Below are 23,680 nucleotides of genomic sequence, written 5' to 3'. Positions count from 1 at the left end.
CGGCGATGGGCGCGCACGACAATCCGGCCTAAGCTGACCCGAAACCCTCAGGGAACTCTCGCCGGAGCCGCCGCCATGCCGCGCCACATCGTCTGCCTCACCTTCGACCATGACCATCTCTCGGGCTTCATCGCCCGCGGCATGACCTCGCCGACGGCGATCTCGCGCGGCGAGTACGACATCGTCGTCATTCCGCGGCTGGTCGCCCTGCTGGAGCGCTATGGCATCAAGGGGACCTTCTTCACGCCCGGCCACACGATCGACAGCACGCCGCAGGCCGTGGCGCCCTATGTCGAGGCGGGCCACGAGCTCGCCCATCACGGCTGGACGCACCGTCTGCCCGTCACCCTCTCGCGCGAGGAGGAAGAGGAGGAGATCGTCCGCGGCAACGAATCGATCAAGCGCATCAGCGGCCGGCTGGCGCGCGGCTACCGTTCGCCCGCCTGGGATCTCTCGCCCCACTCGATCGAGCTGCTGCTGAAGCACGGCATCCAGTACGACAGCTCGATGATGGGCCACGACTACGACTGCTACTTCGCCCGCCAGGGCGACGTCGCCGAGCTGCTGAAGCCGTTCGTGCGCGGCCGCGAGACGCCGCTGCTGGAGATGCCGATCAGCTGGTCGCTCGACGACTTCCCGCACTTCGAATACATGCGCCTGCCCAACGGGTCGGTTCAGCAGGGGCTGATGAACGCCACGAACGTCCTCGACAACTTCGTCGACGACTTCACCTACATGACCCGCGTCCAGCCCGACTTCGGCATCCTCACCTACACCTTCCACCCGCACGTCATCGGCCGTGGACACCGCATGATGATGCTGGAACGGCTGATCCAGCGCCTGATCGAAGGCGGTGCGGTGTTCATGACGATGGAACAGGCGATGGGCGAATGGGTCATGCGCCACCAACCGTCGCGCAAGGCAGCGGAGTAGCTCATACAAATCTCCGTCGTCTCGACCGGAGCGCCGAAGGCGCGTAACGGAGAGACCTTCTATCGACCAGTAACCGGCTATTCGTGGAGATAAGGTCTCTCCGCTCCGCCTCGCTGCGCGAGGCTCCGGTCGAGACGACGGGAATCTTGAACAGATCCGAGCTAAGCGATCTACCGCAGCCCACCACGTGCCACGCGGATTGCGCGGCAGATCGTGACCATCTTGCCGATTGCATGGTCGACGAACAAGCCGACGGCCTTCTCGATCTCGACGGCCTGTGCGGGCCGCGCGGCCGAGATTGCCCGCGCGAGGTCGGACGAGAGAGCGGCGGCTGTCCTGCGATTGTCCACGATCGCCTTGCGCAGCGAGCCGTCGGCAGCGACCGGGGCCAGTGCCGTCTCGACACGCTGAAGGAACGACGGCGCATGCGCCAGGTGCCGGTACATGCTGGCCAGGATCAGGGGCTGCGGCTCGTCGCCGAACTTGTTGAGGCGCAGGACCAGCGCCCACGTCTCTGGGGCGACGTCTTCCTCGGAGGCCAGCTTGGGCAGAGCCAGATCGGGCGCCGCCTTGCGCGGGCCCGGCGCGATCGTCCCATCGCGACCCACTTCGCCGTTCAGCCAGGCGCGCAGGGCGCCCAGGGCAAACAGGTTGATCGTGTTGGAATGGTCGTAGCTCGCCAGCACCGCATCGACGCTGGCAGGCTCCTCGCCTTCCAGCGAGGTGAGCTTCGGGACTTCCATCGTCCGATGAAAGACCGCCATGGCGGCATCGGGCAGTCCGGCGAGATAGAGCGGCTTCACCGCCGCCCAGGCCCAGGGCAGCGCGCCGTCCATGGTGGCGAGATGGCGCCACACGAGATTGACCACACGCACGCCGACGGTCGTGCGGATGTCGGCAAAGAGGTCGGCGATCTCGCCGGTGGCCGCGGCCTCCGTGATCGCCGGCAGCGGATCGCTCACTCGGCCGCCTGCTTGGAATCCTGTCCCAGCACGGTGAAGAACGAGGCGGTCTTGGGTTGCTTGGGCAGTTCCACCAGCCCCTCCTTGAGCCGGGCGAAGCGGGCTTCCTGGCCGCGCACGATGCGGCCCTCGTTCAGGCTCGGCATCGGGTTGCGCGCGATCGGCACCGCGTCGGCGGCGGTGTAGACGCAGATGTAGAGGCCGCGCGACTTGTCGGCCCCGTTGGCCGCCGAGCCGTGGAGCAGCCGCGTGTGCATCAGGCAGACGCTGCCCGCCTTTCCGAGGCAGGGGATCGACTGGCCGAGCGCCTTCTTTTCCTCGTCGGGCGCGACCGCGCCGGTGAAGCGCTCGCCCTCGAACAGCGACAGGACCGGCCCCTTGTGCGAGCCCGGCACCACGGTGAGGCAGCCGTTGCTCTCGTCGACGTCGTCGAGGAACAGGAGCGCCGTCACGATGTCGTCGTTGGTATGCGGCGTATAGGCGAAATCCTGGTGGTAGTTGACCTCGGTCCGCGCGCCCGGAAGCTTGAGGTTGATCTTGCAGTGGTGGAACTTCACGTCCGGCCCGATCAGCTCGGCCACCATGTCGACCATGCGGGCGTCGAGCATGACCTCGCGATAGGCGTCGGAAATGTCGGACGGGTTGTTGATGCGCCGCAGCGCGGGCTTTTCCGCGCTGTGCTCGGCGCCCATGTCGAAACGCGGGCGGCCGTCGACGGTCGGCGGCCCGAAGGGCGTGGCGTGCGCCCTGCTCTGCTCGACCCACCCCGCGATCTCGCCCCTCAGGGCGGCGAGCTGCGCCGGCGTGACGGCGTCCTCCACCATGAGATACCCGTCGCGCCAGAATGCGTCGCGTTGCTCCTGAGTCAGCGCCGCCATGACCGTCTCCCTCAGCGTCCCTTGAATACCGGCTTACGCTTCTCCATGAAGGCCGTGCGGCCTTCGATGTAATCTTCTGAATCGAAGCACTGCTTGACCAGCCCGTTGAGGCGGGCGAAGTCCGGCTCGCCGTCGAGGCGCGTCAGCTCCTCGATCGTGCGCTTGGCGGCGTGCATGGTGAGAGGCGCATTCTCGCCGATCATCCGGCAGTAGTCGTCGACGTAGGAATCGAGCTCGGCATCGGGCACGACGCGCGTGACCAGCCCCATGCCGAAGGCCTCCTGCGCATTGAAGTGCCGGGCGGTGAAGAAGATCTCCTTGGCGTGGGACGGGCCCACGAGATCGGTCAGGATCTTCAGGCCGCTGGCGCGATAGCCCAGCCCGAGCCTCGCCGCCGGCACGCCGAACCGGCTGTTCTCCGAGGCGATGCGGATGTCGCACAGCAGCGACACCGCGAGCCCGCCGCCGATGCAGTAGCCGCGGATGCGCGCAATCGTCGGCTTGGAGCACTTGTTCAGCCGCCGGTTGGCCTCCTCGCCGATCTTGTCGTAGTAGGCAACCTGCTCCGGCGTATTGCGCGCCTTCTCGAACTCCGAGATGTCGGCGCCCGAGACAAAGGCCTTGTCGCCCGCGCCGGTGACGACCACGACGCGGATCGCCGGGTCCTTCTCGAAATCGTCGAGGATAACCGGGATCGCCTCCCACATGTCGGTCGAGGTGGCGTTGTGCTTCTGCGGCTTGTTGAAGACGAGCCGGCCGACCGGTCCCACCTTCTCCGCGATCATGTTCGGCGTCGGGCTGATCATGCTCAGATCACGCCCCGCTTGCGGAAGTCAGCGATCGCTGCCTCGTCGAAGCCGGCTTCCTTGAGCACGTCATCTGTATGCTCGCCCTGCTCCGGCGTCGCCGTCTTCATCTCGAAGGGCGTGCGGCTCATGTTGATGGCCTGGCCGATCAGCTCGATGTCGCCCAGCTTGGGCGAGTGCACGGGATGGGCCATCTTGAGGTGCTTGACCTGCGGATCGGCGAACATCTCGTCCATCTTGTAGATCGGCCCGGCGGGCACGCCGGCCTTGTTCAGCTTCTCGACCAGATCGGCGCTGCCGTACTTCACGACGCGCTTGTTGATCTCGTCGTTCAGGGCATCGCGGTTCTTGGCGCGTCCCTTGTCGGTGCTGAAGCGCTCGTCGGTCATCAGTTCGGGCGAAGCGATGGCCTCGCAGAACCGCTTGTAGATGTGCCCGCCCGACGCCGCGATGTTGATGTAACCGTCGCTGGTCTTGAAGACGCCGGTCGGAATCGAGGTGGGATGATTGTTGCCCGCCTGGCCGGGCACATCCTTGGCCAGGGTCCAGCGCGCGGCTTGGAAATCGCACATCGAAATCATGGCCTGCAGCAGCGAGCTGGACACCCACTGGCCCTGCCCCGAGGTCTCTCGCTCCAGAAGCGCGATCAGGATGCCGATGGCGCAGTGCAGGCCCGCGCCCACGTCGGCAACGGCAATGCCGGCGCGCATCGGGCCCTCGCCCGGATTGCCGGTCACCATCATCAGGCCACCCATGCCCTGGGCGATCTGGTCGAAGCCGGCGCGCTCGGCATAGGGCCCGTCCTGGCCGAAGCCGGAGATCGATCCGAGGACGATCCGCGGGTTCACCTTCTTCAGGCTCTCATAGTCGATGCCGAGGCGGAACTTCACGTCGGCGCGATAGTTCTCGACCACCACGTCGGCCTGCTCGACCAGCTTCATGAAGACGGCCTTGCCGTCCGGCTCCTTGAGATTGAGCGTGATCGACCGCTTGTTGCGATGCAGGTTCTGGAAGTCCGGCCCGTGCCGCGGGCCGCCCATGTCCATTTCGCCGGCCGACGGTGGCATCTCGACCTTGATGCAGTCGGCGCCCCAGTCGGCGAGGTAGCGGACGGCCGTGGGACCGGCGCGCACGCGCGTCAGGTCGAGGACTTTGAATCGGGCTAGCGGTCCTGCGGTCATGATCTCACTCTACGTTGGGAGGCTACTCTACCCGTACCATGGCGGACGGCGCGATCTCCAGCCAGACGCGGCTGCCGACCTCGAAAACGGCGGTCGGCGCGGTCGAGACGCGCAGCGGCTTGGACCCGCCCAGAGGACGGACCTGATAATCCCAGTATTCGCCGAGATAGGACCGGTCGACGATCTCGGCCTCGAACGACAGTCCGGCGCCCCCGGGCTTCTGGGCAGACAAGGCGACCGCCTGAGGGCGCAGCGAATAGAGGAGCTTGCCGCCGCCGGTCGCTCCCTCCACCGCGGCTGCAGACGCGCTGAAGCCGTCGAAGCGCACCTCGTTTCCCTGGAGCGTGCCCTCGATGAAGTTCGTTCGGCCGATGAAGCCGGCCACGAAGCGGCTCTTCGGGCGTCCGTACAGGACGTGCGGGGCATCGATCTGCTCGATCTTGCCCTTGTTCATCACGACGATCCGATCGGACGTCACCATCGCCTCGGACTGGTCGTGGGTGACGTAGACCGTCGTGATCTTGAATTCATCGTGCAGGCGGCGGATCTCGAACCGCATCTCCTCGCGCAGGTTGGCGTCGAGATTGGAGAGCGGCTCGTCGAGCAGCAGCACTTCGGGCTCCACGACGATGGCGCGGGCCAGGGCGACGCGCTGCTGCTGGCCGCCCGACAGCTCGGCAGGGTAGCGACCCTTGAGGTTGCGCATCTGGACGACGTCCAGGATCTTGTCGACCCGCCGGTCGATCTCGGCACGGGGCAGCTTCCGGACCTGCAGGCCGAAGCCGACATTCTCGCCCACCGTCATGTTGGGCCAGATCGCGTAGCTCTGGAAGATCATCGACATGCGGCGATGCTCGGGCGGCACGACGCCGGACGCCGAGGAGATCTGCTTGCCATCCATCTCAATGCTGCCGTCAGTCGGCGGCATGAAGCCCGCGATCATGCGCAAGGTCGTGGTCTTGCCGCAGCCCGAGGGGCCCAGCAGCGACACGAACTCGCCCTTGGCGAGCTCCAGCGAGAAATTGGCCACCGCCTCGAACGCGCCGTAGCGCTTGGCGACGTTCTTCAATACCAGCTTGCTCATGTCGCGGTACGCCTCAGCATGAAATCGCGGCCCAGGGCCTTCTGGCCCAGCCACAGGAGTGGCAGGGTCAGCACCTGCAAGACCAGCGCCAGCGCGGCAAGGCGTTCGAAGTTCCCCTCCTCGCTCATGTCGAAGATCATGACGGACGCCACCTTGGTATTGGGGCCATAGAGGAAGATCGCGGCCGACAGCTCGCGCGTCGCCGGAATGAAGATCAGCAGCCACGCCCCCAGCAGGTTGCGCTTGAGCAGCGGGGCCACCACGCGCCGCAGCGCCGTGAGCCGGCTGCCGCCCAGCACGCGGACCGCCTCCTCCATCTCGGGATTGAGGCTGTTGATGGCGGCGCTTGCGTTGACGTAGCCCACCGGCAGGAAGCGCGTGGTGAAGGCCAGGATCAGGATCAGCGCGGTGCCGTAGAGCGCGAGCGGCGGCGGCGCATAGGCGGCATAGAAGCCGATCGCCAGCACGACGCCCGGGATCACGAACGGCGCCACGCAGAGAAAGCCCAGCACGCCTCCGAATGGGATGAGCTTCCGTGCCACGATGTAGGCAACTCCCAAGGTCAGGAAGACCGCGATCGTGGCGCTGATTCCGGCATAGACGAAGCTGTTGATCACCGACTGCGCGGCCGTCGCGTGCTCGAACAGGATGAAGCGGAAGTTGGCGATGGTGATGTTGTCCAGCAGGAAGCCGCGCCCCCAGGCCTTGGCGAAGGCCGAGTGGATCAGGAAGATGTACGGCAGGAAGACCGCGAGGGCCGACACGAACATCGCGTAGCCGAACACCACCCAGCGCCAGTGGCCCAGCAGGATCGGCCGCCGCTCGCCCCCCTTGCCGGTCAGCGCCACGAAACCCTTGCGGCGCACGATCAGGCGCTGGACCAGTACCAGCAGCACGGTGACGCCGAGCAGCGGCATGGCATAGGCCGCCGCCACCTCGACCCGCACGGGATTGCCGAAGAACTGGAAGAGCTGCGTCGTCACGACGTTGAAGCGCGCCGGTATGGCGATCATGGCGGGCGAGCCGAACAGGGCGATCGCCTCGAGGAAGCAGATGATCAGGCCGCCCAGGATCGCCGGCAGCGCCAGCGGCAGGGTCACCTTGCGCATGGTCCGCCACGGTCCCGCGCCCAGGATGTTGGCGGCGTCCTCCATCTCCGACGACACCAGCTCGAGCGCCGCCGTGGTGAAGATGAAGATATAGGGGAAGGAATAGAGCGCGATGACGACCGCGAGGCCGGTGAAGCTGTAGATGTTGAACGGCCCGGCTTCTGCCCCCGTAACCATCATGAAGAAGCGGTTGAGCCAGCCGGCGTTGGGACCGGCCAGCAGGATCCAGGCCACGGCGCCGGTGTAGGGCGGCGTGATGAAGGTCGCCAGCACCAGCATGCGGGTGAGGCCGCGCCCGGGCATGTTCGTGCGTGCCACGGCCCAGGCCAGCGGCACCGCGAAAACGCCGGCCAGAGCTGCAGACGCGGCGCCGAGCTTCAACGAATTGAACAACGCGTCGATGTAGCGGGCCCGGCCGTAGGCCGTCGCGTAGTTCGAGAAGGTGAACTCGCCCGTACCCTCGGTCTGGAAGCTGGTGATGACCAGATAGACGAACGGGCTCACCACCAGGAACAGGAGGACCGCGATGATCGCGATCCACAGAAGCCAGGTCGAATCGAACCGGCTGGCGCGCACGGGGCGCACCGGCATCGTGTCGATCGCCGGAGCCGTTGCCGACATGTTCAGGCGTCGACGCTCAGTTGCCGAACGTGTCGCGCCACTGCTCGATCACCTCCGGAATGCCCTTTTCGACTTCCGCCACGGTCGGACGAATGACCTTGATCTCGCTGATCGGCTTGGCGCCCGGAGGCGACGGCACTTCCGGACGCAACGGGATGCCGAAGTGCTTGGCGTTGATCTTCGAGGCCTCGATTGTATAGAGGTACTCCATGAAGAGCTTCGCGGCGTTCGGATGCTTGGTGCCCTTCATGATCGCCGACGGCGCGATGATCAGCACCGAGCCGTCGCTGGGATAGGATACCGCCAGCGGATTGCCGCGCGCCGCGCTGAACAGCGTCGAGCCGTCCGCTCCCGCCGCCACCTGACGCTCGCCGGCGTTCAGCGCCGTGACCGTGTCGTTGATCGAACGACCGATCTGCGGCTTGTTCTTCTCCAGCCTGTCGAAATACTGCCAGCCGTAGAGCTTCTTCATCGACAGGACCCAGGTGCCGACATAGCCAGAAAAGCCCGGATGTCCGGTCGAGACCTTGCCCTTCCACTTGATGTCGAGCAGGTCCTCCCACTTCTTGGGCGCATCCTCGGGCTTCACCTTCGCGGTGTTGTAGGTGATCACGACCAGACCGGCGGAAGTCGGATGGAAGTAGCCGTCGGGATCGAAGTTCCGGAAGGCTTCCGAGATCTTGGCCGTGTTCTCCGGAACGTACTTCTCGAGGCGGCCTTGCGCCTTGAGGCGGGCGTAGTGGCCGAGGTCGGTCGACGAGAAGACGTCGCAGATCGTCTGGTTGTTCTTGAGATCCTGCAGCAGGCGCTGATAGGCGACCTGCGCCGTCGTACGCACGACGTTGACCTTGATGCCGTACATCTCGGTGAAGCCGCGCCCCAGATCCTCCGCCCCTTCGGACGTGTAGTGGGCGACGTACCAGGTGAGCTCGCCTTCCTTCTTGGCGGCTTCAGCCAGGGATTTCAGGTCGGCCCGCGCCGCGAGCGGCAAAAAAGCAAGAGCCAAGGCCAACGCAAGGCTTCCCAACCTCTTCATCAGTTCCTCCCGGATCGTTGATTCGTTACTTATTGGTTGCGATACGATCACACGACGCGCGCCACCACAAGCGCGGGAGAGCCAGAGAACGCGCATGACGGAAAGCGATCGATCGGCCGGCTGGGCCGCCTATTATCAGCAGCTTCGCGACCGCCCTCCCCGCAAGACGCTGCTCGCGGCGCTCGATGCGTTCGGCGAGGCACCGCCTGACGCACACGTCATCGATCTCGGGTGTGGCGACGGCCGCGACGTGATCGAGATGCTGCGTCGCGGCTGGAAGGTCGTCGCCGTCGATGCGGAGCCCGAAGCGCTGCGGCAATTGCAGGCGCGGCCCCTGCCCGAGGGCAGCGACGTCACCCCTGTCGTTGCGCAACTCGAGGAGGTGCCGATCCCGCTCGGCGTGCATCTCGTGAACTCGAGCTTCGCCATGCCCCTTTGCGAACCCGCGGCCTTTCATCGAACCTGGGAGCGCATCCGCGAGGCCCTCCCCCCGGGCGGTCGCTTCTCGGGCCAGTGGTACGGCCCGCGCGACAGCTGGTTCGGTCGTCCCGGCATGACCTTCGTCTCGCGCGAGGAAGCCCTGGCGCTGCTCGAGGGACTCGACGTGGAGATGTTCGACGAGGAGGAAGCCGACGGCGTCACGCCGCGCGGCAACGCCAAGCACTGGCACATCTTCCATATCGTCGCGAAGAAATCCTAGGCAGCCCGCTCTCGCCATGCGAGGCTCCACCTCCCATCAACATCGAAAGGAGGTGATCCTGTGAACTACACCATCACGACGCCGGCGATCTCTGCAGTTGCCGCCACCAGGATCGTTCCTGCAATGGCTTGGTGCTGCCGGTAACGGGGTCACCGATAGTCGGCACAAAGCCGCCTCCGGGCGGCTTTGTTGTGTCTGGGACGGTATCGATGCGCGAAAGCCCGAACGGTGGACAAGACGGCGGCTGGTGGCCGACACTTGCACCATAAATTCAGGAGGAAAACATGGCTGCCGTCGTTCCGGTCACGGCCGAAATCGCCAAGCGCGCCGCCGCCCTCGCCTGGCAGGATCTGCCGGACGATCTGGTCGAGCGTACCAAACAGTGCCTGCTCGACTGGTTCGCCGTCACCATAGCCGGTGCGCAGGAGGAGCTGACCAGCATCCTGGTCAGCGAGGCGCTGGAGGATGGCGCCCGCGGGCCGGCCACGCTGGTCGGGCGTTCCGAGACCGTGCTGCCGTCGACGGCCGCCCTGATCAATGGCGCCGCCAGCCATGCGCTGGACTATGACGACGTGAACTTCTCGATGGGCGGCCATCCCACGGTGACGGTCGTCCCGGCACTGCTGGCACTCGGCGAGCAGATGAAGGCTTCCGGCCGCCTGTTCATCGAAAGCTTCGTCGCGGGCTACGAGACGTCGGGCCGCGTCGGTCGGCTCGTGTCGCCCAGCCACTACCAGAAGGGCTTCCACGTCACCGGCACGGTCGGCTCCTTCTCGGCCGCGGCCGCCGCGGGTCGCATGCTGGGCCTCGACGACCGCCAGCTCGCCGTGGCCTTTGGCATCGCCGCCACGCAGGCCGCCGGCCTGAAATCCAACTTCGGCACCATGTGCAAGCCGCTGCACGCCGGCACCGCTTCCGAGCACGGCCTGCGGGCCGCACGGCTTGCCGCCAGGGGCTTCACGGCGCGCGGCGATTCCCTCGAGTGCGACCAGGGCTTCGCTTCGTCGCAGAGCGACCACCTGAACGCCGAGGCAGCGCTCGGCGAGCCGCCGTCGGGCTGGCACCTGCGCAACAACCTCTTCAAGTACCACGCGGCCTGCTACCTGACGCACGCGCCCATCGAGTGCGCCAAGGAGATCAGGCTGAAGAACAACTTCCCGCCGGAGCGCGTGCAGAAGATCCTGCTGCGCATCGACTCCGGCGCCGACAAGGTCTGCAACATCCCCAACCCGACGACCGGCCTCGAAGCCAAGTTCTCGCTGCGCCAGACCGTGGCGATGGCGCTGACCGGCGTCGATACCGCCAACCTCGAGTCCTACAACGAGGCGGTGACGCAGGAGCCGCGCATCCGGGGCCTGCGCGACAAGATGGCGATCGAGTTTCAGCCGCACTGGTCGCATTCTCTGGCCGAAATGGCGATCCAGCTCGACGACGGCACCACCATCGAGGTCACACATGACTCGGGCATCCCCTGGGCCGACCTCGAAAAGCAGCGCCACGCGATCGAGACCAAGTTCGACAGCCTGGTGACGCCGTTGCTTGGCGCCGCCGGCGCCCGTCGCCTGCACGATGCCATCGAACGTATCGACAGCCTCACCGACGTGGGCGAACTCGTCCGCGCCTCAGCCAGGAATTGATCAAGTTCCTCTCCCCCGCTAGGGGGGAGAGGTAAGGTGAGGGGGTTGCAGGAGGCGTGCGTTACCCCCTCACCCAGCCACTCCCCCTATCGGGGAAGAGGAGCAAGAGTAGGAGTAGGAATGACAGAGGATTTCAGGGCCCGCGCCCGGCTGGTGCCCAAGGGTAACCGCTATGAGGATTTCGAGGTCGGCCGCGTGTTCAGGCACCATTGGGGCCGCACGATCACCGAGTCGGAGAGCACGCTCTTCACGACGCTGACCTTGCACTTCAATCCTCACTACTACAACGCCGCCTACGCCCAGGCCCACGGCCATCCCGGCATCGTGGCCAATCCCCTGCTCGTCTTCACGACGGTCTTCGGCCTCACCGTCGAGGATCTGAGCGAGGGCGGCGGGCCGTTTCTCGGCGTCAACGAACTCACCTATCACCAGCCCGTCTATCCCAGCGATTCGCTTCGCGCGGAATCGGTCGTGCTCGACCGGCGCGTCTCCGACTCCCACAAGGGGTTCGGAATCGTCACGTGGCACAGCAAGGGCTTCAACCAGCGCGAAGAACTCGTCATCGACTTCAAGCGCACCAACCTCGTCCGTCTCAGGAATACCCAGTAATGCCTTTCCTTACCGAAGAACGCCGCATGATCCAGGAGCAGGCGCGCGAGTTCACGCTGAACGAAGTGCTGCCGGTCGCCAACAAGCTCGACCCCGAAAAGGGCGACATTCCGATGGACCTGCGCGACAAGATGGCCGAGCTCGGCTATTTCGGCATCCTGATCCCCGAGGAATATGGCGGCCTGGGCCTCGGCTGCTCGGAATACTGCCTGGTGACGGAAGAGCTGTCGCGCGGCTGGATGAGCGTCGCCTCGATCATTGCCCGTGGCAACCTGCTGATCGGCTCTCACAAGATGAGCGAGGAGCAGCGCCGGCGTTACCTGCCGCGCATGGCCAAGGGTGAATTCCTCGGCGCCTTCTCGATGTCGGAGCCGAACGCGGGGTCGGACATCTCCAACATCTCCTGCCGCGCCAAGAAGGATGGCGACAGCTATCTGATCAACGGCAACAAGTACTGGTGCACCTTCGCCGACGGCGCCGACTTCATGATCATCATCGCGCGCACGTCCGAAGCACCTCCGGGCAAGCGTCATCTCGGCCTGTCGATGTTCTTCGTCGAGAAGAAGCGGGGTGAACTGATGCCGGGCTGCAGCGGCTCGCCGATTCCCAAGATCGGCTATTTCGGCTGGAAGACCTGGGAGCTCGCGTTCGACAATTGCCGGGTCAAGGCCGAGGACATGATCGGCGACGAAGGCCAGGCCTTCTACTATGCGACGGCCGGGCTCGAGACCGCCCGTGCCCACACCGCGGCCCGCGCGATCGGCCTGGCCCAGGGTGCCCTCGACGATTCGATCCGCTACGCCGGCGAGCGACGCCAGTTCGGCCAATCGATCTCGGAGTTCCAGGCGATCCGCTTCAAGATCGCCGACATGGCGACGCAGATCGAGGCGGCCCGCCAGCTCAACTACTTCGTCTGCGAGCAGATCGACACCGGCCAGCGCTGCGACAAGGAAGCGTCGATGGCCAAGCTGTTCGCGTCGGAGATGGCCGAGCGGGTCTGCAGCGAGGGCCTCCAGATCCACGGCGGCGCCGGCTACACCACGCTCCATGCGGTCGAGCGCCACTGGCGCGACGCCCGCCTCACCAAGATCTTCGAGGGCACCTCGGAGATCCAGAAGCGCATCATCTCCGATCGCCTCCTCGGCCGCGGGAGGAACTGATGAAAGTCTCCGCGCTCACCGGCACCCACAACTACTTCGAGGACTTCACCGTCGGCGACGTGATGAAACACGCGCGCGGCAAGACGGTGGAGCCGATGGAGCAGGTCTGGATCACCAACGTGACCATGAACACGGCCGAGGCCCACTTCAACGAGCACCTCACCCATTCGACGCCCTACGGCAAGCGGCTGGGCTTCGGCGGCGTCACCATCTCCATGTGCATCGGCCTCGCCGCCGAGGACACGGCCGAGAACGCGCTGATGGAACTGGGCATGGACAAGATCCGGCTCAAGGGCCCGCTCCATCACGGCGACACGCTCTATTGCTACACCGAGGTGCTGGATAAGAAGGACGCGCAGCAGGAAGACGCCGGCATCGTCCGCTTCAAGCATTACGGCGTGAACCAGGACGACAAGCACATCTTCGAGGGCGAGCGCACGGTCCTGATCAAGCGGCGCAGTCATTGGGGAGACAAGTGAGCGACACCGAGGTCCTCGGCGCTCTCGACGGTGTCCGCATCGTCGACCTCACACAGATGCTGGCCGGCCCTTATTGCACGATGCTGCTGGCCGACCAGGGCGCGGAGGTCATCAAGGTCGAGCCGCTCGACGGCGATCACACCCGCATCATCGGGCCCTATCATGCCGACGACAGGCTGAAGGCGTTCGGCGGCTACTTCGCGTCGGTGAACCGCAACAAGAAGTCGATCGCCATCGACCTGAAGACAGAAGCCGGTCGCGATCTGGTCCTGAAGCTCTGCGACAATGCCGATGCGGTGGTCGAGAACTACCGCGGTGGCGTCATGGATCGCCTGGGTCTCAGTTACGAGACCCTGCACGCCCGCAACCCCAGGCTGGTCTATGCCACCATCCGCGGCTTCGGCGACGTGCGCACCGGCAAGAGCCCCTATTCGGATTTCCCGGCCTACGACGTCATCAGCCAGGCGATGGGCGGGATCATGGCCATCACCGGCCCCGACAAGGACACGCCGATGAAGGTCGGGCCGGGCGTCGGCGACATCGTGCCGGCCATCACCTGTGCCTTCGGCATCGTCTCGGCGATCCTGCGTGCCTACAAGACCGGCCGGGGCCAGTTCGTCGATGTCGGCATGGTCGACGCGATCCTCGCGGTCTGCGAGCGCATCATGCACCAGCACTCCTATGCGCAGACGCTGCCGCATCCCGAGGGCAACCATCATCCCCTGCTCTGCCCGTTCGGCATGTTCCCGGCGAAGGACGGCTTCGTGACAATCGCCGCGCATGCCGACGCGCATTTCCCGATCCTGTGCCGGCTGATCGACAGGCCCGAGTTCGCAACCGACCCGCGCTTCATCACCGTGCAGGATCGCCGCGCCAACCAGGACGTGCTCATTGCCACCGTCTCGGACTTCACCCGCCAGCGCACCAAGCAGGAGCTGCTGAAGCACTTCGGCGGCAAGGTGCCCTTCTCGCCCGTCTACAACGTGCGCGACATCGTGGCCGATCCGCACTTCAAGGCGCGGGACATGCTGCCCTGGGTCCCCCATCCCGGCCTCGACCATGAGGTCCAGATCGCGGGCGTCGCCGTGAAGATGACCGAGACGCCCGGCAAGGTGCGCCATCGCGCGCCGTTGCTGGGCGAACATACCGACGAGTATCTGAAGACCATCGGCCTCGGCGCGGGCGAGATCGCCCGCCTGCGCGCCGACAAGATCGTAGCTTAAGGAGAAGATTGATGACCGACCGTCCCAGGCGCGCCCGCCGCGTCCAGCTCTCGACCCCGGGGTCGAGCGAGAAGATGATCCAGAAGGCGTCGGAGTCGAAGGCCGATCACGTCTTCCTCGACCTTGAGGACGCCGTCGCCCCCAGCCAGAAGCGCGACGCCCGCAAGAAGATCATCGAGGGCCTGAAGACGCTCAACTGGAAGGGCAAGACGCGCTGCGTGCGCATCAACGACCTCACGACCGAATACGCCTACGAGGACATCATCGAGATCGTCGAGGGCGCGGGCGAGCATCTCGACACGATCATGATGACCAAGGTGCAGACCGCCGCCGACGTGCTGTTCGCCGACAAGCTGCTTCATCAGATCGAGAAGAAGCTGAAGATGAAGCGCAGGATCGGCCTCGAGGCGCTGATCGAGGAAGTCGAGGGCATGCAGAACGTCGATGCGATCGCCGCCTGCACGCCGCGCCTCGAATGCCTGGTGTTCGGCATGGGAGACTTCTCGGCCTCGATGGGCGTCACCAACAAGAATGTCGGCGAGACCGACGGCTACCCTGGTGACATCTGGCACTATGCCCGCTTCCGGCTGATCATGGCCTGCCGCGCTGCCGGCATCGATCCGGTCGACGGCCCGTTCGCCGACTTCAAGAACCCGGACGCCTATCGCGAGGAGTGCAAGCGCTCGATGATCCTGGGCTGTGTCGGCAAGTGGGCGATCCATCCGTCACAGATCGACATCGCGCTCGACGTCTATTCGCCCAAGGTCGAGGACATCGCCCGCGCCCGCAAGCTCGAGAAGGCCTATGCCGAAGCCGAGGCGGCGGGTCTGGGTGCGATCAACGTCGACGGCATCATGGTCGACGTCGCCTCGATCCGCATCCTGCGCAATACCATCCTGAACAAGGCCGACCTTTACGGTCTGTAGGATGCAACCGGGCGCGGCGCCGAACACGGAAGGCCCGCGCCCCGGTCTGCGGCCGGCACTCGTCCCCATAGGGGCGATGCTGGGCACGCAGATGCTCATCTCGCTGGCCGTCCTGTCGCTCAGCGTGCTGATGCCGGCCGTGGCCCGCGATCTCGGGATCGCACCGAAACTGGTCGGTGCCTTCACCGCCGTCACCTACGCCATCGCCTCGGGAGTTGCCCTGTGGAGCGCGGGGCCCATCTCCCGGCTGGGCGCCGTCCGTGTCTGCCAGTTCGCCATGCTGGCGGCCGCCATCGGCCTTGCCCTGAATGCCACGGCCTACGTTGCCGCGACCATCGTCGCGGTCGCCTTCATCGGTTTCGCCCAGGGCCCGATCAATCCCGCTTCGGCGCATATCCTGAGCCAGCGGGTGCCGCGCGCCTGGTTCAGTCTCGTGTTCTCGGTCAAGCAGACCGGCGTCCCCCTGGGTTTCGCCGCCGCCGGCATTTTCCTGCCCCTGCTGCTGCCGGCCCTCGGATGGCGCGGCGCCTCGCTCTGCGCCGCGGCCCTGATGGTGGCGGGCGCCGGCGTCCTCGAACTGCTGCGCGCCCGTATCGACGCGTCGGTCGCTCCGTCCGCGCCCTCGGACGGGATCTGGTCGTCGATCGTCCATGTGATGCGACACCCGGAGATGCGCGTCCTCGGCTGGTCGGCGCTGCTCTACGTCGTGGCGCAGCACACCTTCACCTTCTTCCTGGTGACCTATCTCTACGAGCATTGTCGCCTCAGCATCGCCGAGGCGGGCTTCCTGCTCTTCCTGGCGCAGATCGGCGGCACGGTGCAGCGCCTGATCCTGGGGGCGCTGGGCGACCGGTTTCCGCGCATGATGCTGCTGGGCTGGACCGGCATCGGAATCGCGCTCGGCGCCGTCGCCACCAGCCTGATCTCGGCCGAGACGCCCTATTGGCTGATCGGCCTGATCGTCTTCGCCTACGGCACGGTCGTCATCAGCTGGAACGGAGTTTCGATCGCAGAGTTCGCCGCACTCGCCCCGCCGGGTCAAGTCGCCGCCGTCGCGGCGGTGCAGACCGCCCTCGCCTTCTCGGGCGCCGTCATCGGCCCGCCGCTCTTCGGCCTGATCGCCGCGGTCGCCGACTATCGAAGCGCCTTCCTGCTGGTTGCCGCCTGCGTCCTCGCCGCCGCCGTCTGGCAGATCGTGACGTCGGCCCGGCTGCGCGGCCTGCGTCCCTCTTGAGGCTCCCTCAGGGCTCCTTCATGCCGGCCGTCGACACGATCTCCGCCCACTTCCTGGTCTCGGCGGCCTGGAAGGACGCCAGTTCCTCGGGCGATCCCACGAACGAAACGCCATGGCTCGTCTTCAGCAGGTTCAGATAGGCGGGCGACTTCGCCGCCTGCCGCACGAGAGCGTTGAGCTTGTCGATGATCGGCTTCGGCGTGCCGGCCGGCGCATACATCGCCGTCCAGGCCCACATCTCGAACCCGGGCACCCCGCTCTCATCGACCGTCGGGAATTGCTCGAGGCCGGAAATGCGCTGCTTGCTGGTGACGGCCAGACCGCGCGCACGTCCGTCGAGCACGGGCGGCAGGCCGACCGTAAAGTCCGAGAAGACGATGTCGATGCGGCCGCCCAACAGGTCGGCGATCGCCTGCGGTTGGGTCTTGTAGGGCACACCCAGGAGATCGATCCCGGTCCTGATGCGGAACAACTCCGCGCCGCCGCGGCTCGACCCGTTGCCACTGCCGAAGCTCAGTTTGCCGGGTTGTGCCTTCGCAAGTGCAACAAACTCCTGGATGGTCTTGGCCGGCAGGTCGTTGCGCACCATCACGATCTGCGCGCCCAGCGTGATGCCGGCAATCGGCGCAAAGCTCTTCACCGGATCATAGGCCAGCGACTTATAGACGTGCGGGTTGATCGCCTGCGTCGTCTGCGTGGTGAAGAACAGCGTGTAGCCGTCGGGTGCCGCCGCCGCCGCGGACTGTGCCGCGATCTGCCCTTCCGCACCCGGCTTGTTCTCGATGATTACCGTCTGCCCGGTCTGGGCGGCAATGTCCTGCCCGACCGCACGCGCCGCGATGTCGGTGGCCGTCCCGGGCCCGAAGGCCGTGATGATCCGGATGGGCTTGCTCGGATAGTCCTGGGCGACAGCCGGCATCGCGAGCAGCATTCCGACTAGCAAACTGAGGAGTTTCATGGACCGACTCTAGTCCGAGCGAAGTGCTAGCGTCATCCCAAGCAACAGGAGGAAACGAAAGGATGAAAAATCCATCGCTGCCGCTCGCCGCGGCACTCATGATCCTGGCCGTAGCTCCGGCCGCGTGGGCACAGAAATCCGGCGGCACGCTCAAGATCGCCCACATGGACAATCCGCCGAGCGCGTCGATCCACGAGGAAGCGACGATCTCGACCGTCATGCCGTTCATGTCGGTCTACAACAATCTGGTGATGTTCGATCCCAAGACGAAGCAGAACAAGCCGGACAGCATCATTCCCGACCTCGCCACCGAGTGGAAATGGAGCGATGACGGCAAGCAGCTCACCTTCAAGCTGCGCGACGGCGTGAAGTGGCACGACGGCAAGCCCTTCACCAGCGCCGACGTGAAGTGCACCTGGGACATGGTGATCTCCGACGAATCGAAGCTGCGCAAGAACCCTCGCAAGACCTGGTACTTCAATCTCGAGAAGGTGACGGTCAACGGCGACCGCGAAGCGACCTTCCATCTCAAGCGGCCGCAACCGTCCCTGCTGACCATGCTCGCCGCGGCCTTCTCGCCGGTCTATCCCTGCCACATCTCGACGGCGCAGATGCGGCAGAAGCCGATCGGCACCGGCCCGTTCAAGTTCGTCGAGATGAAGCAGAACGAGTCGGTCAAGCTCGCCCGCAACCCGGACTACTGGAAGCCGGGCCGCCCTTACCTCGACGCGATCGAATTCTCGATCATCCCCAACCGTGCGACCTCACTGCTGACCTTCGTCGCCGGCAAGCTCGACATGACCTTCACGTCCGTCGTCACGCCGTCCATGGTCAACGATCTCAAGGTCCAGGCGCCGACGGCGATCTGCGAGGCGCAGCCGACGAACACCCAGGCCAACCTGCTGGTCAACCGGGAGAGGCCACCGTTCGACGACGCAAAGATCCGCCGCGCCATGGCCTTGTCGCTCGACCGCAACGCCTTCAACGAGATCCTGGGCCAGGGCAACTACCGTATCGGCGGCGCGTTGCTGCCGCCGCCGGAAGGCCTCTGGGGCATGCCGACCGAGTTCCTGTCGACCGTGGCGGGTTACGGCCCCGACGTGGCCAAGGCGCGCGAGGAAGGCCGCAAGATCATGGCCGAGCTCGGCTATACGGCTGACAAGCCGCTGAAGATCAAGGTCTCGACCCGCAACATCCCGAGTTATAGGGACCCTGCGGTCATCCTGATCGACCATCTGAAGCAGGTGAACATCCAGGCCGAGCTGGAGCCGCTCGAAACCGCGGTCTGGTACAATCGGATGATGCGCCGCGACTTCGCCATCGGCATGAACGTCCAGGGTGTCGGCGTCGACGATCCGGACGTCGTCTTCTACGAGACCTTCCGCTGCGGCTCGGAGCGCAACTACACCAACTACTGCAATCCGGAGGTCGAGAAGCTGTTCGACCAACAATCGGTCTTGAGCGACGTCGAGGCGCGTCGGAAGATCGTGTGGGAGATCGACAAGAAGCTGCAGGAAGACGGCGCACGCCCGGTCATCCAGCACGGCTGGGGCGGCACCTGCTGGCGCCCCGAGGTCAAGGCCGTGAACCTGGCGGTCAACACCATCTACAACCACTGGCGCTTCGAGGATGTCTGGCTCGACCGCTAGGACGGCGTTAGGCTCGGGCGGGTGAATGATCGGAGGCTTCGATGATCAAGGGTCTGCACCACAACGCCTACCGCTGCCGCGACTCCGAGGAGACGAGGAAGTTCTACGAGGACTTCCTCGGCCTCCCCCTCGCCCATACGCTCAAGATCGAACAGACCAAGACGGGTCGCACGACCGGCGCCGGCGTGCTGCACACCTTCTTCCAGCTCGACGACGGCTCCTGCCTGGCCTTCTTCGAGGCGCCGGACATGCCGTTCGATTTCAAGGATCAGCACGACTTCGACCTCCACATCGCCCTGGAGGTCGAACCCGAGCATCTCGACCGGATGTTCGCCAGGGGCAAGGCGGAAGGCCGCGAGGTCCGCGGCGTGTCCGACCATCATTTCATCCGGTCGATCTATTTTCGCGATCCCAACGGCTACGTGATCGAACTCGCCGCCAAGGTCCCGGGACAGGACTCGGCACTCGACCCGACCAGGAACGGGGCACGCGCCAAGCTCGACGACTGGCAGGCCGGCAAGCCCAATGCTGCAACCGCGGCCTGATGATACCCGTCGTCCTGAGCGGAGCCGCCCGAAGGGCGGCGCAGTCGAAGGACCTCTTTTCCAGCGCACGATGTGTCGAGGCGAAAAGAGATCCTTCGACTGCGCGCCTTCGGCGCTTCGCTCAGGATGACGGAGCGCGTTAGGTCAGATTCTTCTTGAAGAACGCGATCGTGCGGTCCCAGGCGATCTTGGCCTGGGCCTCGTTGTAGCGCGGTGTCGAATTGTTGTGAAAGCCATGCTGCGTGCCGGGATAGATGTACATCTCGTAGGCCACGCCGTTGGCCTTCAGCGCCGTCTCGTAGGCTGGCCACATCGCGTTGATGCGCTCGTCGGACTCGGCGTACTGCACCAGCAACGGCGCCTTGATGTTCGGCACCGATGCGGTCTCTGCGGCCGGGCCGTAGAACGGCACCCCGGCATTCATGTCGGCGCCCAGGGTCGCGGCCAGGAAGTTGGTCGTCCCACCGCCCCAGCAAAAGCCCGTGACGCCGAGCTTGCCGGTCGACATTGCATGGGTCTTCAGGAAGCGCGCGCTGTTGACCATGTCGGTCCGCAGCTTGCCCTGGTCGAGCTTGGCCTGCAGCGTACGTCCGTCATCGTCGTTGCCGGGATATCCGCCGACGGGAAAGAGCCCGTCCGGCGCCAGCGCGAGGAAACCCTCGGTCGCCGCGCGGCGCGCCACATCCTCGATGTAGGGATTGAGGCCGCGATTCTCGTGGATGACCAGGACCACCGGGAACGGACCGGTGCCCTTCGGCTGCACGAGATAGCCGCGCATCGTTCCCGACGTGCCTCCCGGTGACGGATAGGTCACGTACGTCGCCTTGATACGATCGTCGGTGAACGAGATCGTCTGGGCCTGGACGTAGCGCGGCAGCAGGGCTTGCGCCATGGCGAGCCCGCCGACCGTGACCGCGGCGGCGCGCGACAGGAAGGTCCGGCGGTCCATGCCGCCATGGCAGTATTCGTCATAGAGATCGAAGACGCGCCGATCGATCTCGATCTGGGTGAGGTTACGTCCGTCCATCGTGAGCCCCGCTTTCCGTGTCAGCCGAGGTTTCGGCGGTAGAGTGCGATCAGGCGCTCCCAGTGCCGTTCGGCAGCAGGCTTGTCGTAGCACCAGCGTTGCGGGAAGGCGAAGCCGTGATGCACCGTCGGCTGGATCTCGAGTTCACCCTTCGCACCGGACCTGTCGAACAGGGCCTTCAGTTCCTTGACCATCTCGGGCGGCGCCAGCTCGTCATGTTCGGCGCAGGAGATGTAGATTTCGCCGCGAGCCTTGCCGAGCGTCAGGTGCGGGCTCTCGACCGCATCGCTCACCAGCCAGGTGCCATAGAAAGACGCTGCCGCCGCAATCCGGTCGGGGAAGCGCGCGGCAGCCGCCAGAGAATAGGGACCGCTCATGCAATAGCCATGGGTGCCGACCGGCCCCTTCTTCGATTCCTTCTGGGAATCCGCGTAGGCGATCATCGCCGCCACGTCGTCCATGACCGGCGGGATGGTCATCTTGGTGCGGACGGACCGCATGCGCGTGTGTTCGTCGCTGCCATGCTTCAGCACGTCCGGCCCGTACTTCGTATCGGTGCCGGCCCGGTAATAGAGGTTGGGGAGCATGACGTAGTAACCGACCGTCGCCAGCCGGCGCGCCATGTCATAGAGCTCCTCGCGGATCCCCGGCGCGTCCATCAGGAACAGGACCGGCGGGTAGGGCCCGCCCCTCTCCGGATGGCAGATGAAAGTCTCCATCGCCCCGTCCTTGGTCGGGATGTCCAGAATTTTCTCGATCATTCGGTGTCTCCTCTGCCTTGCAGAATGCCGGAGCCTTGATAGGCTTCGCCCAATAACAAAGCCTAGGGAGAGAAACGATGAGACGTAACCTGTTCAGCACGGCCGCATTCTGCCTTGCGGCCTGGGCCCTGCCGGCGGCCGCCCAGCTTTCCGACAACACCCTGAAGATCGGCGTCGCCACCGACCTGTCGAGCCTCTACGCCGATATCAATGGGCCCGGCGCGGTGCTCGCGGCCCAGATGGCGATCGAGGATTTCGGCGGCTCGGTGCTCGGCCAGAAGATCGAACTCGTGACCGGCGACATCCAGAACAAGGCCGATGTCGCGGCGACCACGGTCGGCCGCTGGTACGACAACGAGAAGGTCGACATGGTGATGGGCGCCGGCGCCTCCTCCTCGTCGATCGCCGCGGCCCGCGTGGCCGCTGACAAGAAGAGGATCTTCATCGCCCCCGACCCCGCCTCGTCGGATCTCACCGGCAAGCTCTGCAATCCCTACCTGATCCACTGGGTCTACGACACCGCCGCGCTGGCCAATGGCACCGGCTCGGCGGTGGTGAAGGCCGGCGGCAAGACCTGGTTCTTCCTCACCGCCGACTATGCCTTCGGCTATGCGCTGGAACGCGACGTGTCCGCCGTGGTGAAGGCCGCCGGCGGCACCGTGGTCGGCGGCGTCAAGCACCCGATCAACACCAACGACTTCTCGTCGTTCCTGCTGCAGGCGCAGGCCTCGAAGGCGCAGATCATAGGTCTCGCCAACGCCGGCGGCGACACGATCAACTCGATCCGGCAGGCTTCCGAATTCGGCATCGTCAAGGGCGGCCAGAAGCTTGCGGGCCTGCTGGTCTTCATCTCCGACATCCACTCGCTGGGCCTCGAGCGTGCACAGGGCCTGAACCTCACGGAGGCGTTCTACTGGGATCTCAACGACCGGACGCGTGCTTTCTCCAAGAAGTTCGCCGCCCGGTTCAACGGCAAGATGCCGACCAGCGTACAGGCCGGCTTCTATTCGGCGACGCTTGCCTACCTGAACGCGGTGAAGTCGACCGGAACGGATGATTCAGACAAGGTGATGGCCGCGATGAAGGCCGCCAAGTGGGACGATCCGATCTTCGGCCCGAGCTACGTCCGCCAGGACGGCCGCAAGATGCACGACATGTATCTCTTCGAGGTCAAGAAGCCCTCGGAGTCGAAGGGCCCGTGGGATTACTACAAGCTGCTCGCCAAGATCTCCGGCGAGGAGGCGTTCCGCCCCCTGGCCAACAGCGAGTGCCCGCTGGTCAAGAAGAACTGAACTGGAGTCCCGTCATGGCCGAACCTTCGCTCCCGGCCATGACGGGACGCCCGCCCACCATCGACGCGTAACATGTACCCGCCCGAGCGCATCGTCTGTCTGACCGAGGAAACCACCGAGACACTCTACCTGCTGGGCGAGCAGGACCGGATCGTCGGCGTCTCGGGCTACACCGTGCGGCCGCCGCAGGCGCGCCGGGAGAAGCCCCGGGTCTCGGCGTTCATTTCTGCTGACATTCCAAAGATCCTTGCGCTGCAGCCGGACCTGGTTCTTACCTTTTCGGACCTGCAAGCCGATATCGTCGCGTCGCTCATTCGGGCGGGCGTCGCCGTCCATGCCTTCAATCAAAGGACCGTCGCGGAAATTCTGGGCATGATCCGCACGCTCGGCGCATTGGTCGGCGCGCAGGATCGCGCGGATGGCCTCGCGAACCGGCTTTCCAGCAACCTCGAGGACACGCGCAAGCGCGCGGCGCAGAGGGGTAATCGCCCCAAGGTCTACTTCGAGGAGTGGGACGAGCCCATGATCTCGGGCATCGCCTGGGTGTCGGAACTGATCGATGCCGCAGGAGGTGCGGACGTTTTCCCCGAACTTGCAGCGTGCAAATCCGCCAGGGAGAGGATCGTAACGGCCGAAGAGGTGATCCGCCGGTCGCCCGACATCATCATCGGCTCCTGGTGCGGCAAGAAATTCAGGAGCGAGAAGGTCGTGGCGCGGCCGGGCTTCGGGAGCATCCCGGCCATCAAGCGCGGGCGACTTCACGAGATCAAGTCACCCCTGATCCTGCAGCCGGGACCGGCAGCGCTCACCGACGGACTCGCCGCTCTGGAAGCGATAATCTCATCTCCAAACGAGATATAAGGGAACCGG

At 65.4% G+C, this 23,680-nt stretch carries 23 protein-coding genes; 13 read left to right on the top strand and 10 right to left on the bottom strand.

Annotated features, from left to right (window positions below; genetic code table 11):
• Positions 1–75: 75 nt before the first annotated feature.
• A complete protein-coding gene (locus tag Q7V45_RS10065; protein WP_304850977.1) occupies positions 76–933 on the top strand; it encodes a polysaccharide deacetylase in 858 nt (285 codons plus the stop codon).
• A gap of 170 nt (positions 934–1,103) precedes the next feature.
• Here Q7V45_RS10065 and Q7V45_RS10060 read toward each other — a convergent pair whose 3' ends face one another.
• Genes Q7V45_RS10060 through Q7V45_RS10030 form a run of 7 tightly spaced genes read right to left on the bottom strand, consistent with a single transcriptional unit; the run spans position 1,104 to position 8,610 of the window.
• A complete protein-coding gene (locus Q7V45_RS10060; RefSeq protein ID WP_304850973.1) occupies positions 1,104–1,895 on the bottom strand; it encodes a hypothetical protein in 792 nt (263 codons plus the stop codon).
• Positions 1,892–2,773 (bottom strand): phytanoyl-CoA dioxygenase family protein, encoded by an 882-nt coding sequence (locus Q7V45_RS10055; RefSeq protein ID WP_304850970.1) that lies wholly within the window; start codon positions 2,771–2,773, stop codon positions 1,892–1,894. The genes Q7V45_RS10060 and Q7V45_RS10055 overlap by 4 nt, the downstream gene beginning before the upstream one ends.
• An 11-nt stretch (positions 2,774–2,784) precedes the next feature.
• Entirely contained in the window at positions 2,785–3,579 is a 795-nt protein-coding gene (locus Q7V45_RS10050) for an enoyl-CoA hydratase (protein ID WP_304850968.1), read from the bottom strand.
• Between the two features lie 2 nt (positions 3,580–3,581).
• Positions 3,582–4,760 (bottom strand): CaiB/BaiF CoA-transferase family protein, encoded by a 1,179-nt coding sequence (locus tag Q7V45_RS10045; RefSeq protein ID WP_304850965.1) that lies wholly within the window; start codon positions 4,758–4,760, stop codon positions 3,582–3,584.
• A gap of 22 nt (positions 4,761–4,782) precedes the next feature.
• On the bottom strand, positions 4,783–5,844 hold the full coding sequence (locus tag Q7V45_RS10040) for an ABC transporter ATP-binding protein (protein ID WP_304850962.1): 1,062 nt from the start codon (positions 5,842–5,844) through the stop codon (positions 4,783–4,785).
• Positions 5,841–7,574 (bottom strand): iron ABC transporter permease, encoded by a 1,734-nt coding sequence (locus Q7V45_RS10035; RefSeq protein ID WP_304850958.1) that lies wholly within the window; start codon positions 7,572–7,574, stop codon positions 5,841–5,843. The genes Q7V45_RS10040 and Q7V45_RS10035 overlap by 4 nt, the downstream gene beginning before the upstream one ends.
• A gap of 16 nt (positions 7,575–7,590) precedes the next feature.
• On the bottom strand, positions 7,591–8,610 hold the full coding sequence (locus tag Q7V45_RS10030) for an ABC transporter substrate-binding protein (protein WP_304850954.1): 1,020 nt from the start codon (positions 8,608–8,610) through the stop codon (positions 7,591–7,593).
• Positions 8,611–8,704: 94 nt separating this feature from the next.
• On the opposite strand from Q7V45_RS10030, the gene Q7V45_RS10025 reads away from it, so the two are divergent.
• The 8 genes from Q7V45_RS10025 to Q7V45_RS09990 all read left to right on the top strand — a co-directional run bounded on the left by Q7V45_RS10025 (position 8,705) and on the right by Q7V45_RS09990 (position 16,578).
• Complete coding sequence (locus Q7V45_RS10025; protein ID WP_304850951.1) at positions 8,705–9,310, top strand: class I SAM-dependent methyltransferase; 606 nt, start codon at positions 8,705–8,707, stop codon at positions 9,308–9,310.
• Positions 9,311–9,594: 284 nt separating this feature from the next.
• Positions 9,595–10,947 carry an MmgE/PrpD family protein gene (locus tag Q7V45_RS10020; RefSeq protein WP_304850948.1) on the top strand — a complete coding sequence of 451 codons (1,353 nt, stop codon included), beginning with the start codon at positions 9,595–9,597 and terminating at the stop codon, positions 10,945–10,947.
• Between the two features lie 120 nt (positions 10,948–11,067).
• On the top strand, positions 11,068–11,556 hold the full coding sequence (locus tag Q7V45_RS10015) for a MaoC family dehydratase (RefSeq protein WP_304850945.1): 489 nt from the start codon (positions 11,068–11,070) through the stop codon (positions 11,554–11,556).
• On the top strand, positions 11,556–12,716 hold the full coding sequence (locus Q7V45_RS10010; RefSeq protein ID WP_304850942.1) for an acyl-CoA dehydrogenase family protein: 1,161 nt from the start codon (positions 11,556–11,558) through the stop codon (positions 12,714–12,716). The genes Q7V45_RS10015 and Q7V45_RS10010 overlap by 1 nt, the downstream gene beginning before the upstream one ends.
• A complete protein-coding gene (locus tag Q7V45_RS10005; protein ID WP_304850939.1) occupies positions 12,716–13,195 on the top strand; it encodes a MaoC family dehydratase in 480 nt (159 codons plus the stop codon). Before Q7V45_RS10010 ends, Q7V45_RS10005 begins: the two co-directional genes overlap by 1 nt.
• Positions 13,192–14,418 carry a CaiB/BaiF CoA-transferase family protein gene (locus Q7V45_RS10000; protein ID WP_304850936.1) on the top strand — a complete coding sequence of 409 codons (1,227 nt, stop codon included), beginning with the start codon at positions 13,192–13,194 and terminating at the stop codon, positions 14,416–14,418. Before Q7V45_RS10005 ends, Q7V45_RS10000 begins: the two co-directional genes overlap by 4 nt.
• Positions 14,419–14,429: 11 nt before the next feature.
• Positions 14,430–15,344 (top strand): CoA ester lyase, encoded by a 915-nt coding sequence (locus Q7V45_RS09995; protein WP_304850933.1) that lies wholly within the window; start codon positions 14,430–14,432, stop codon positions 15,342–15,344.
• A gap of 1 nt (position 15,345) precedes the next feature.
• Positions 15,346–16,578 carry an MFS transporter gene (locus Q7V45_RS09990; protein WP_304850930.1) on the top strand — a complete coding sequence of 411 codons (1,233 nt, stop codon included), beginning with the start codon at positions 15,346–15,348 and terminating at the stop codon, positions 16,576–16,578.
• A 7-nt stretch (positions 16,579–16,585) separates the two neighbouring features.
• Here Q7V45_RS09990 and Q7V45_RS09985 read toward each other — a convergent pair whose 3' ends face one another.
• Positions 16,586–17,536 (bottom strand): tripartite tricarboxylate transporter substrate binding protein, encoded by a 951-nt coding sequence (locus Q7V45_RS09985; RefSeq protein WP_304850927.1) that lies wholly within the window; start codon positions 17,534–17,536, stop codon positions 16,586–16,588.
• 62 nt (positions 17,537–17,598) lie between these two features.
• Here Q7V45_RS09985 and Q7V45_RS09980 point away from each other — a divergent pair, with 62 nt between their 5' ends.
• Positions 17,599–19,185 carry an ABC transporter substrate-binding protein gene (locus Q7V45_RS09980; RefSeq protein WP_304850923.1) on the top strand — a complete coding sequence of 529 codons (1,587 nt, stop codon included), beginning with the start codon at positions 17,599–17,601 and terminating at the stop codon, positions 19,183–19,185.
• A gap of 41 nt (positions 19,186–19,226) precedes the next feature.
• Positions 19,227–19,730: a VOC family protein gene (locus Q7V45_RS09975; RefSeq protein ID WP_304850920.1), complete on the top strand. Its 504-nt coding sequence runs from the start codon at positions 19,227–19,229 to the stop codon at positions 19,728–19,730.
• A gap of 139 nt (positions 19,731–19,869) precedes the next feature.
• Here Q7V45_RS09975 and Q7V45_RS09970 read toward each other — a convergent pair whose 3' ends face one another.
• Together Q7V45_RS09970 and Q7V45_RS09965 are read right to left on the bottom strand one after the other, a co-directional pair.
• Positions 19,870–20,757, bottom strand: coding sequence for a dienelactone hydrolase family protein (locus tag Q7V45_RS09970; RefSeq protein ID WP_304850917.1), 888 nt, complete (start codon positions 20,755–20,757; stop codon positions 19,870–19,872).
• A 20-nt stretch (positions 20,758–20,777) separates the two neighbouring features.
• Complete coding sequence (locus tag Q7V45_RS09965) at positions 20,778–21,518, bottom strand: dienelactone hydrolase family protein (RefSeq protein ID WP_304850914.1); 741 nt, start codon at positions 21,516–21,518, stop codon at positions 20,778–20,780.
• A 77-nt stretch (positions 21,519–21,595) separates the two neighbouring features.
• Here Q7V45_RS09965 and Q7V45_RS09960 point away from each other — a divergent pair, with 77 nt between their 5' ends.
• Both Q7V45_RS09960 and Q7V45_RS09955 read left to right on the top strand, forming a co-directional pair.
• On the top strand, positions 21,596–22,810 hold the full coding sequence (locus Q7V45_RS09960; protein ID WP_304850911.1) for an ABC transporter substrate-binding protein: 1,215 nt from the start codon (positions 21,596–21,598) through the stop codon (positions 22,808–22,810).
• A gap of 72 nt (positions 22,811–22,882) precedes the next feature.
• A complete protein-coding gene (locus tag Q7V45_RS09955) occupies positions 22,883–23,671 on the top strand; it encodes a cobalamin-binding protein (protein WP_304850908.1) in 789 nt (262 codons plus the stop codon).
• Positions 23,672–23,680: the final 9 nt, after the last annotated feature.

Origin of the sequence: Reyranella sp., assembly GCF_030651995.1 — a bacterium.
In the GTDB taxonomy this organism is placed as follows: Bacteria; Pseudomonadota; Alphaproteobacteria; order Reyranellales; family Reyranellaceae; genus Reyranella.
Note: the sequence above shows the minus strand (reverse complement) of the source record. Positions and strands in the feature narration are given on the sequence as shown.

Bases quoted from the DNA above. Each gene is read 5' to 3' on its own strand.
- Q7V45_RS10065 (WP_304850977.1), top strand. From the start codon at position 76: ATGCCGCGCCACATCGTCTGCCTCACCTTCGACCATGACCATCTCTCG.
- Q7V45_RS10055 (WP_304850970.1), bottom strand. From the start codon at position 2,773: ATGGCGGCGCTGACTCAGGAGCAACGCGACGCATTCTGGCGCGACGGG.
- Q7V45_RS10050 (WP_304850968.1), bottom strand. From the start codon at position 3,579: ATGATCAGCCCGACGCCGAACATGATCGCGGAGAAGGTGGGACCGGTC.
- Q7V45_RS10045 (WP_304850965.1), bottom strand. From the start codon at position 4,760: ATGACCGCAGGACCGCTAGCCCGATTCAAAGTCCTCGACCTGACGCGC.
- Q7V45_RS10040 (WP_304850962.1), bottom strand. From the start codon at position 5,844: ATGAGCAAGCTGGTATTGAAGAACGTCGCCAAGCGCTACGGCGCGTTC.
- Q7V45_RS10035 (WP_304850958.1), bottom strand. From the start codon at position 7,574: ATGTCGGCAACGGCTCCGGCGATCGACACGATGCCGGTGCGCCCCGTG.
- Q7V45_RS10030 (WP_304850954.1), bottom strand. From the start codon at position 8,610: ATGAAGAGGTTGGGAAGCCTTGCGTTGGCCTTGGCTCTTGCTTTTTTG.
- Q7V45_RS10025 (WP_304850951.1), top strand. From the start codon at position 8,705: ATGACGGAAAGCGATCGATCGGCCGGCTGGGCCGCCTATTATCAGCAG.
- Q7V45_RS10020 (WP_304850948.1), top strand. From the start codon at position 9,595: ATGGCTGCCGTCGTTCCGGTCACGGCCGAAATCGCCAAGCGCGCCGCC.
- Q7V45_RS10015 (WP_304850945.1), top strand. From the start codon at position 11,068: ATGACAGAGGATTTCAGGGCCCGCGCCCGGCTGGTGCCCAAGGGTAAC.
- Q7V45_RS10010 (WP_304850942.1), top strand. From the start codon at position 11,556: ATGCCTTTCCTTACCGAAGAACGCCGCATGATCCAGGAGCAGGCGCGC.
- Q7V45_RS10005 (WP_304850939.1), top strand. From the start codon at position 12,716: ATGAAAGTCTCCGCGCTCACCGGCACCCACAACTACTTCGAGGACTTC.
- Q7V45_RS09995 (WP_304850933.1), top strand. From the start codon at position 14,430: ATGACCGACCGTCCCAGGCGCGCCCGCCGCGTCCAGCTCTCGACCCCG.
- Q7V45_RS09990 (WP_304850930.1), top strand. From the start codon at position 15,346: ATGCAACCGGGCGCGGCGCCGAACACGGAAGGCCCGCGCCCCGGTCTG.
- Q7V45_RS09985 (WP_304850927.1), bottom strand. From the start codon at position 17,536: ATGAAACTCCTCAGTTTGCTAGTCGGAATGCTGCTCGCGATGCCGGCT.
- Q7V45_RS09980 (WP_304850923.1), top strand. From the start codon at position 17,599: ATGAAAAATCCATCGCTGCCGCTCGCCGCGGCACTCATGATCCTGGCC.
- Q7V45_RS09975 (WP_304850920.1), top strand. From the start codon at position 19,227: ATGATCAAGGGTCTGCACCACAACGCCTACCGCTGCCGCGACTCCGAG.
- Q7V45_RS09970 (WP_304850917.1), bottom strand. From the start codon at position 20,757: ATGGACGGACGTAACCTCACCCAGATCGAGATCGATCGGCGCGTCTTC.
- Q7V45_RS09965 (WP_304850914.1), bottom strand. From the start codon at position 21,518: ATGATCGAGAAAATTCTGGACATCCCGACCAAGGACGGGGCGATGGAG.
- Q7V45_RS09960 (WP_304850911.1), top strand. From the start codon at position 21,596: ATGAGACGTAACCTGTTCAGCACGGCCGCATTCTGCCTTGCGGCCTGG.
- Q7V45_RS09955 (WP_304850908.1), top strand. From the start codon at position 22,883: ATGTACCCGCCCGAGCGCATCGTCTGTCTGACCGAGGAAACCACCGAG.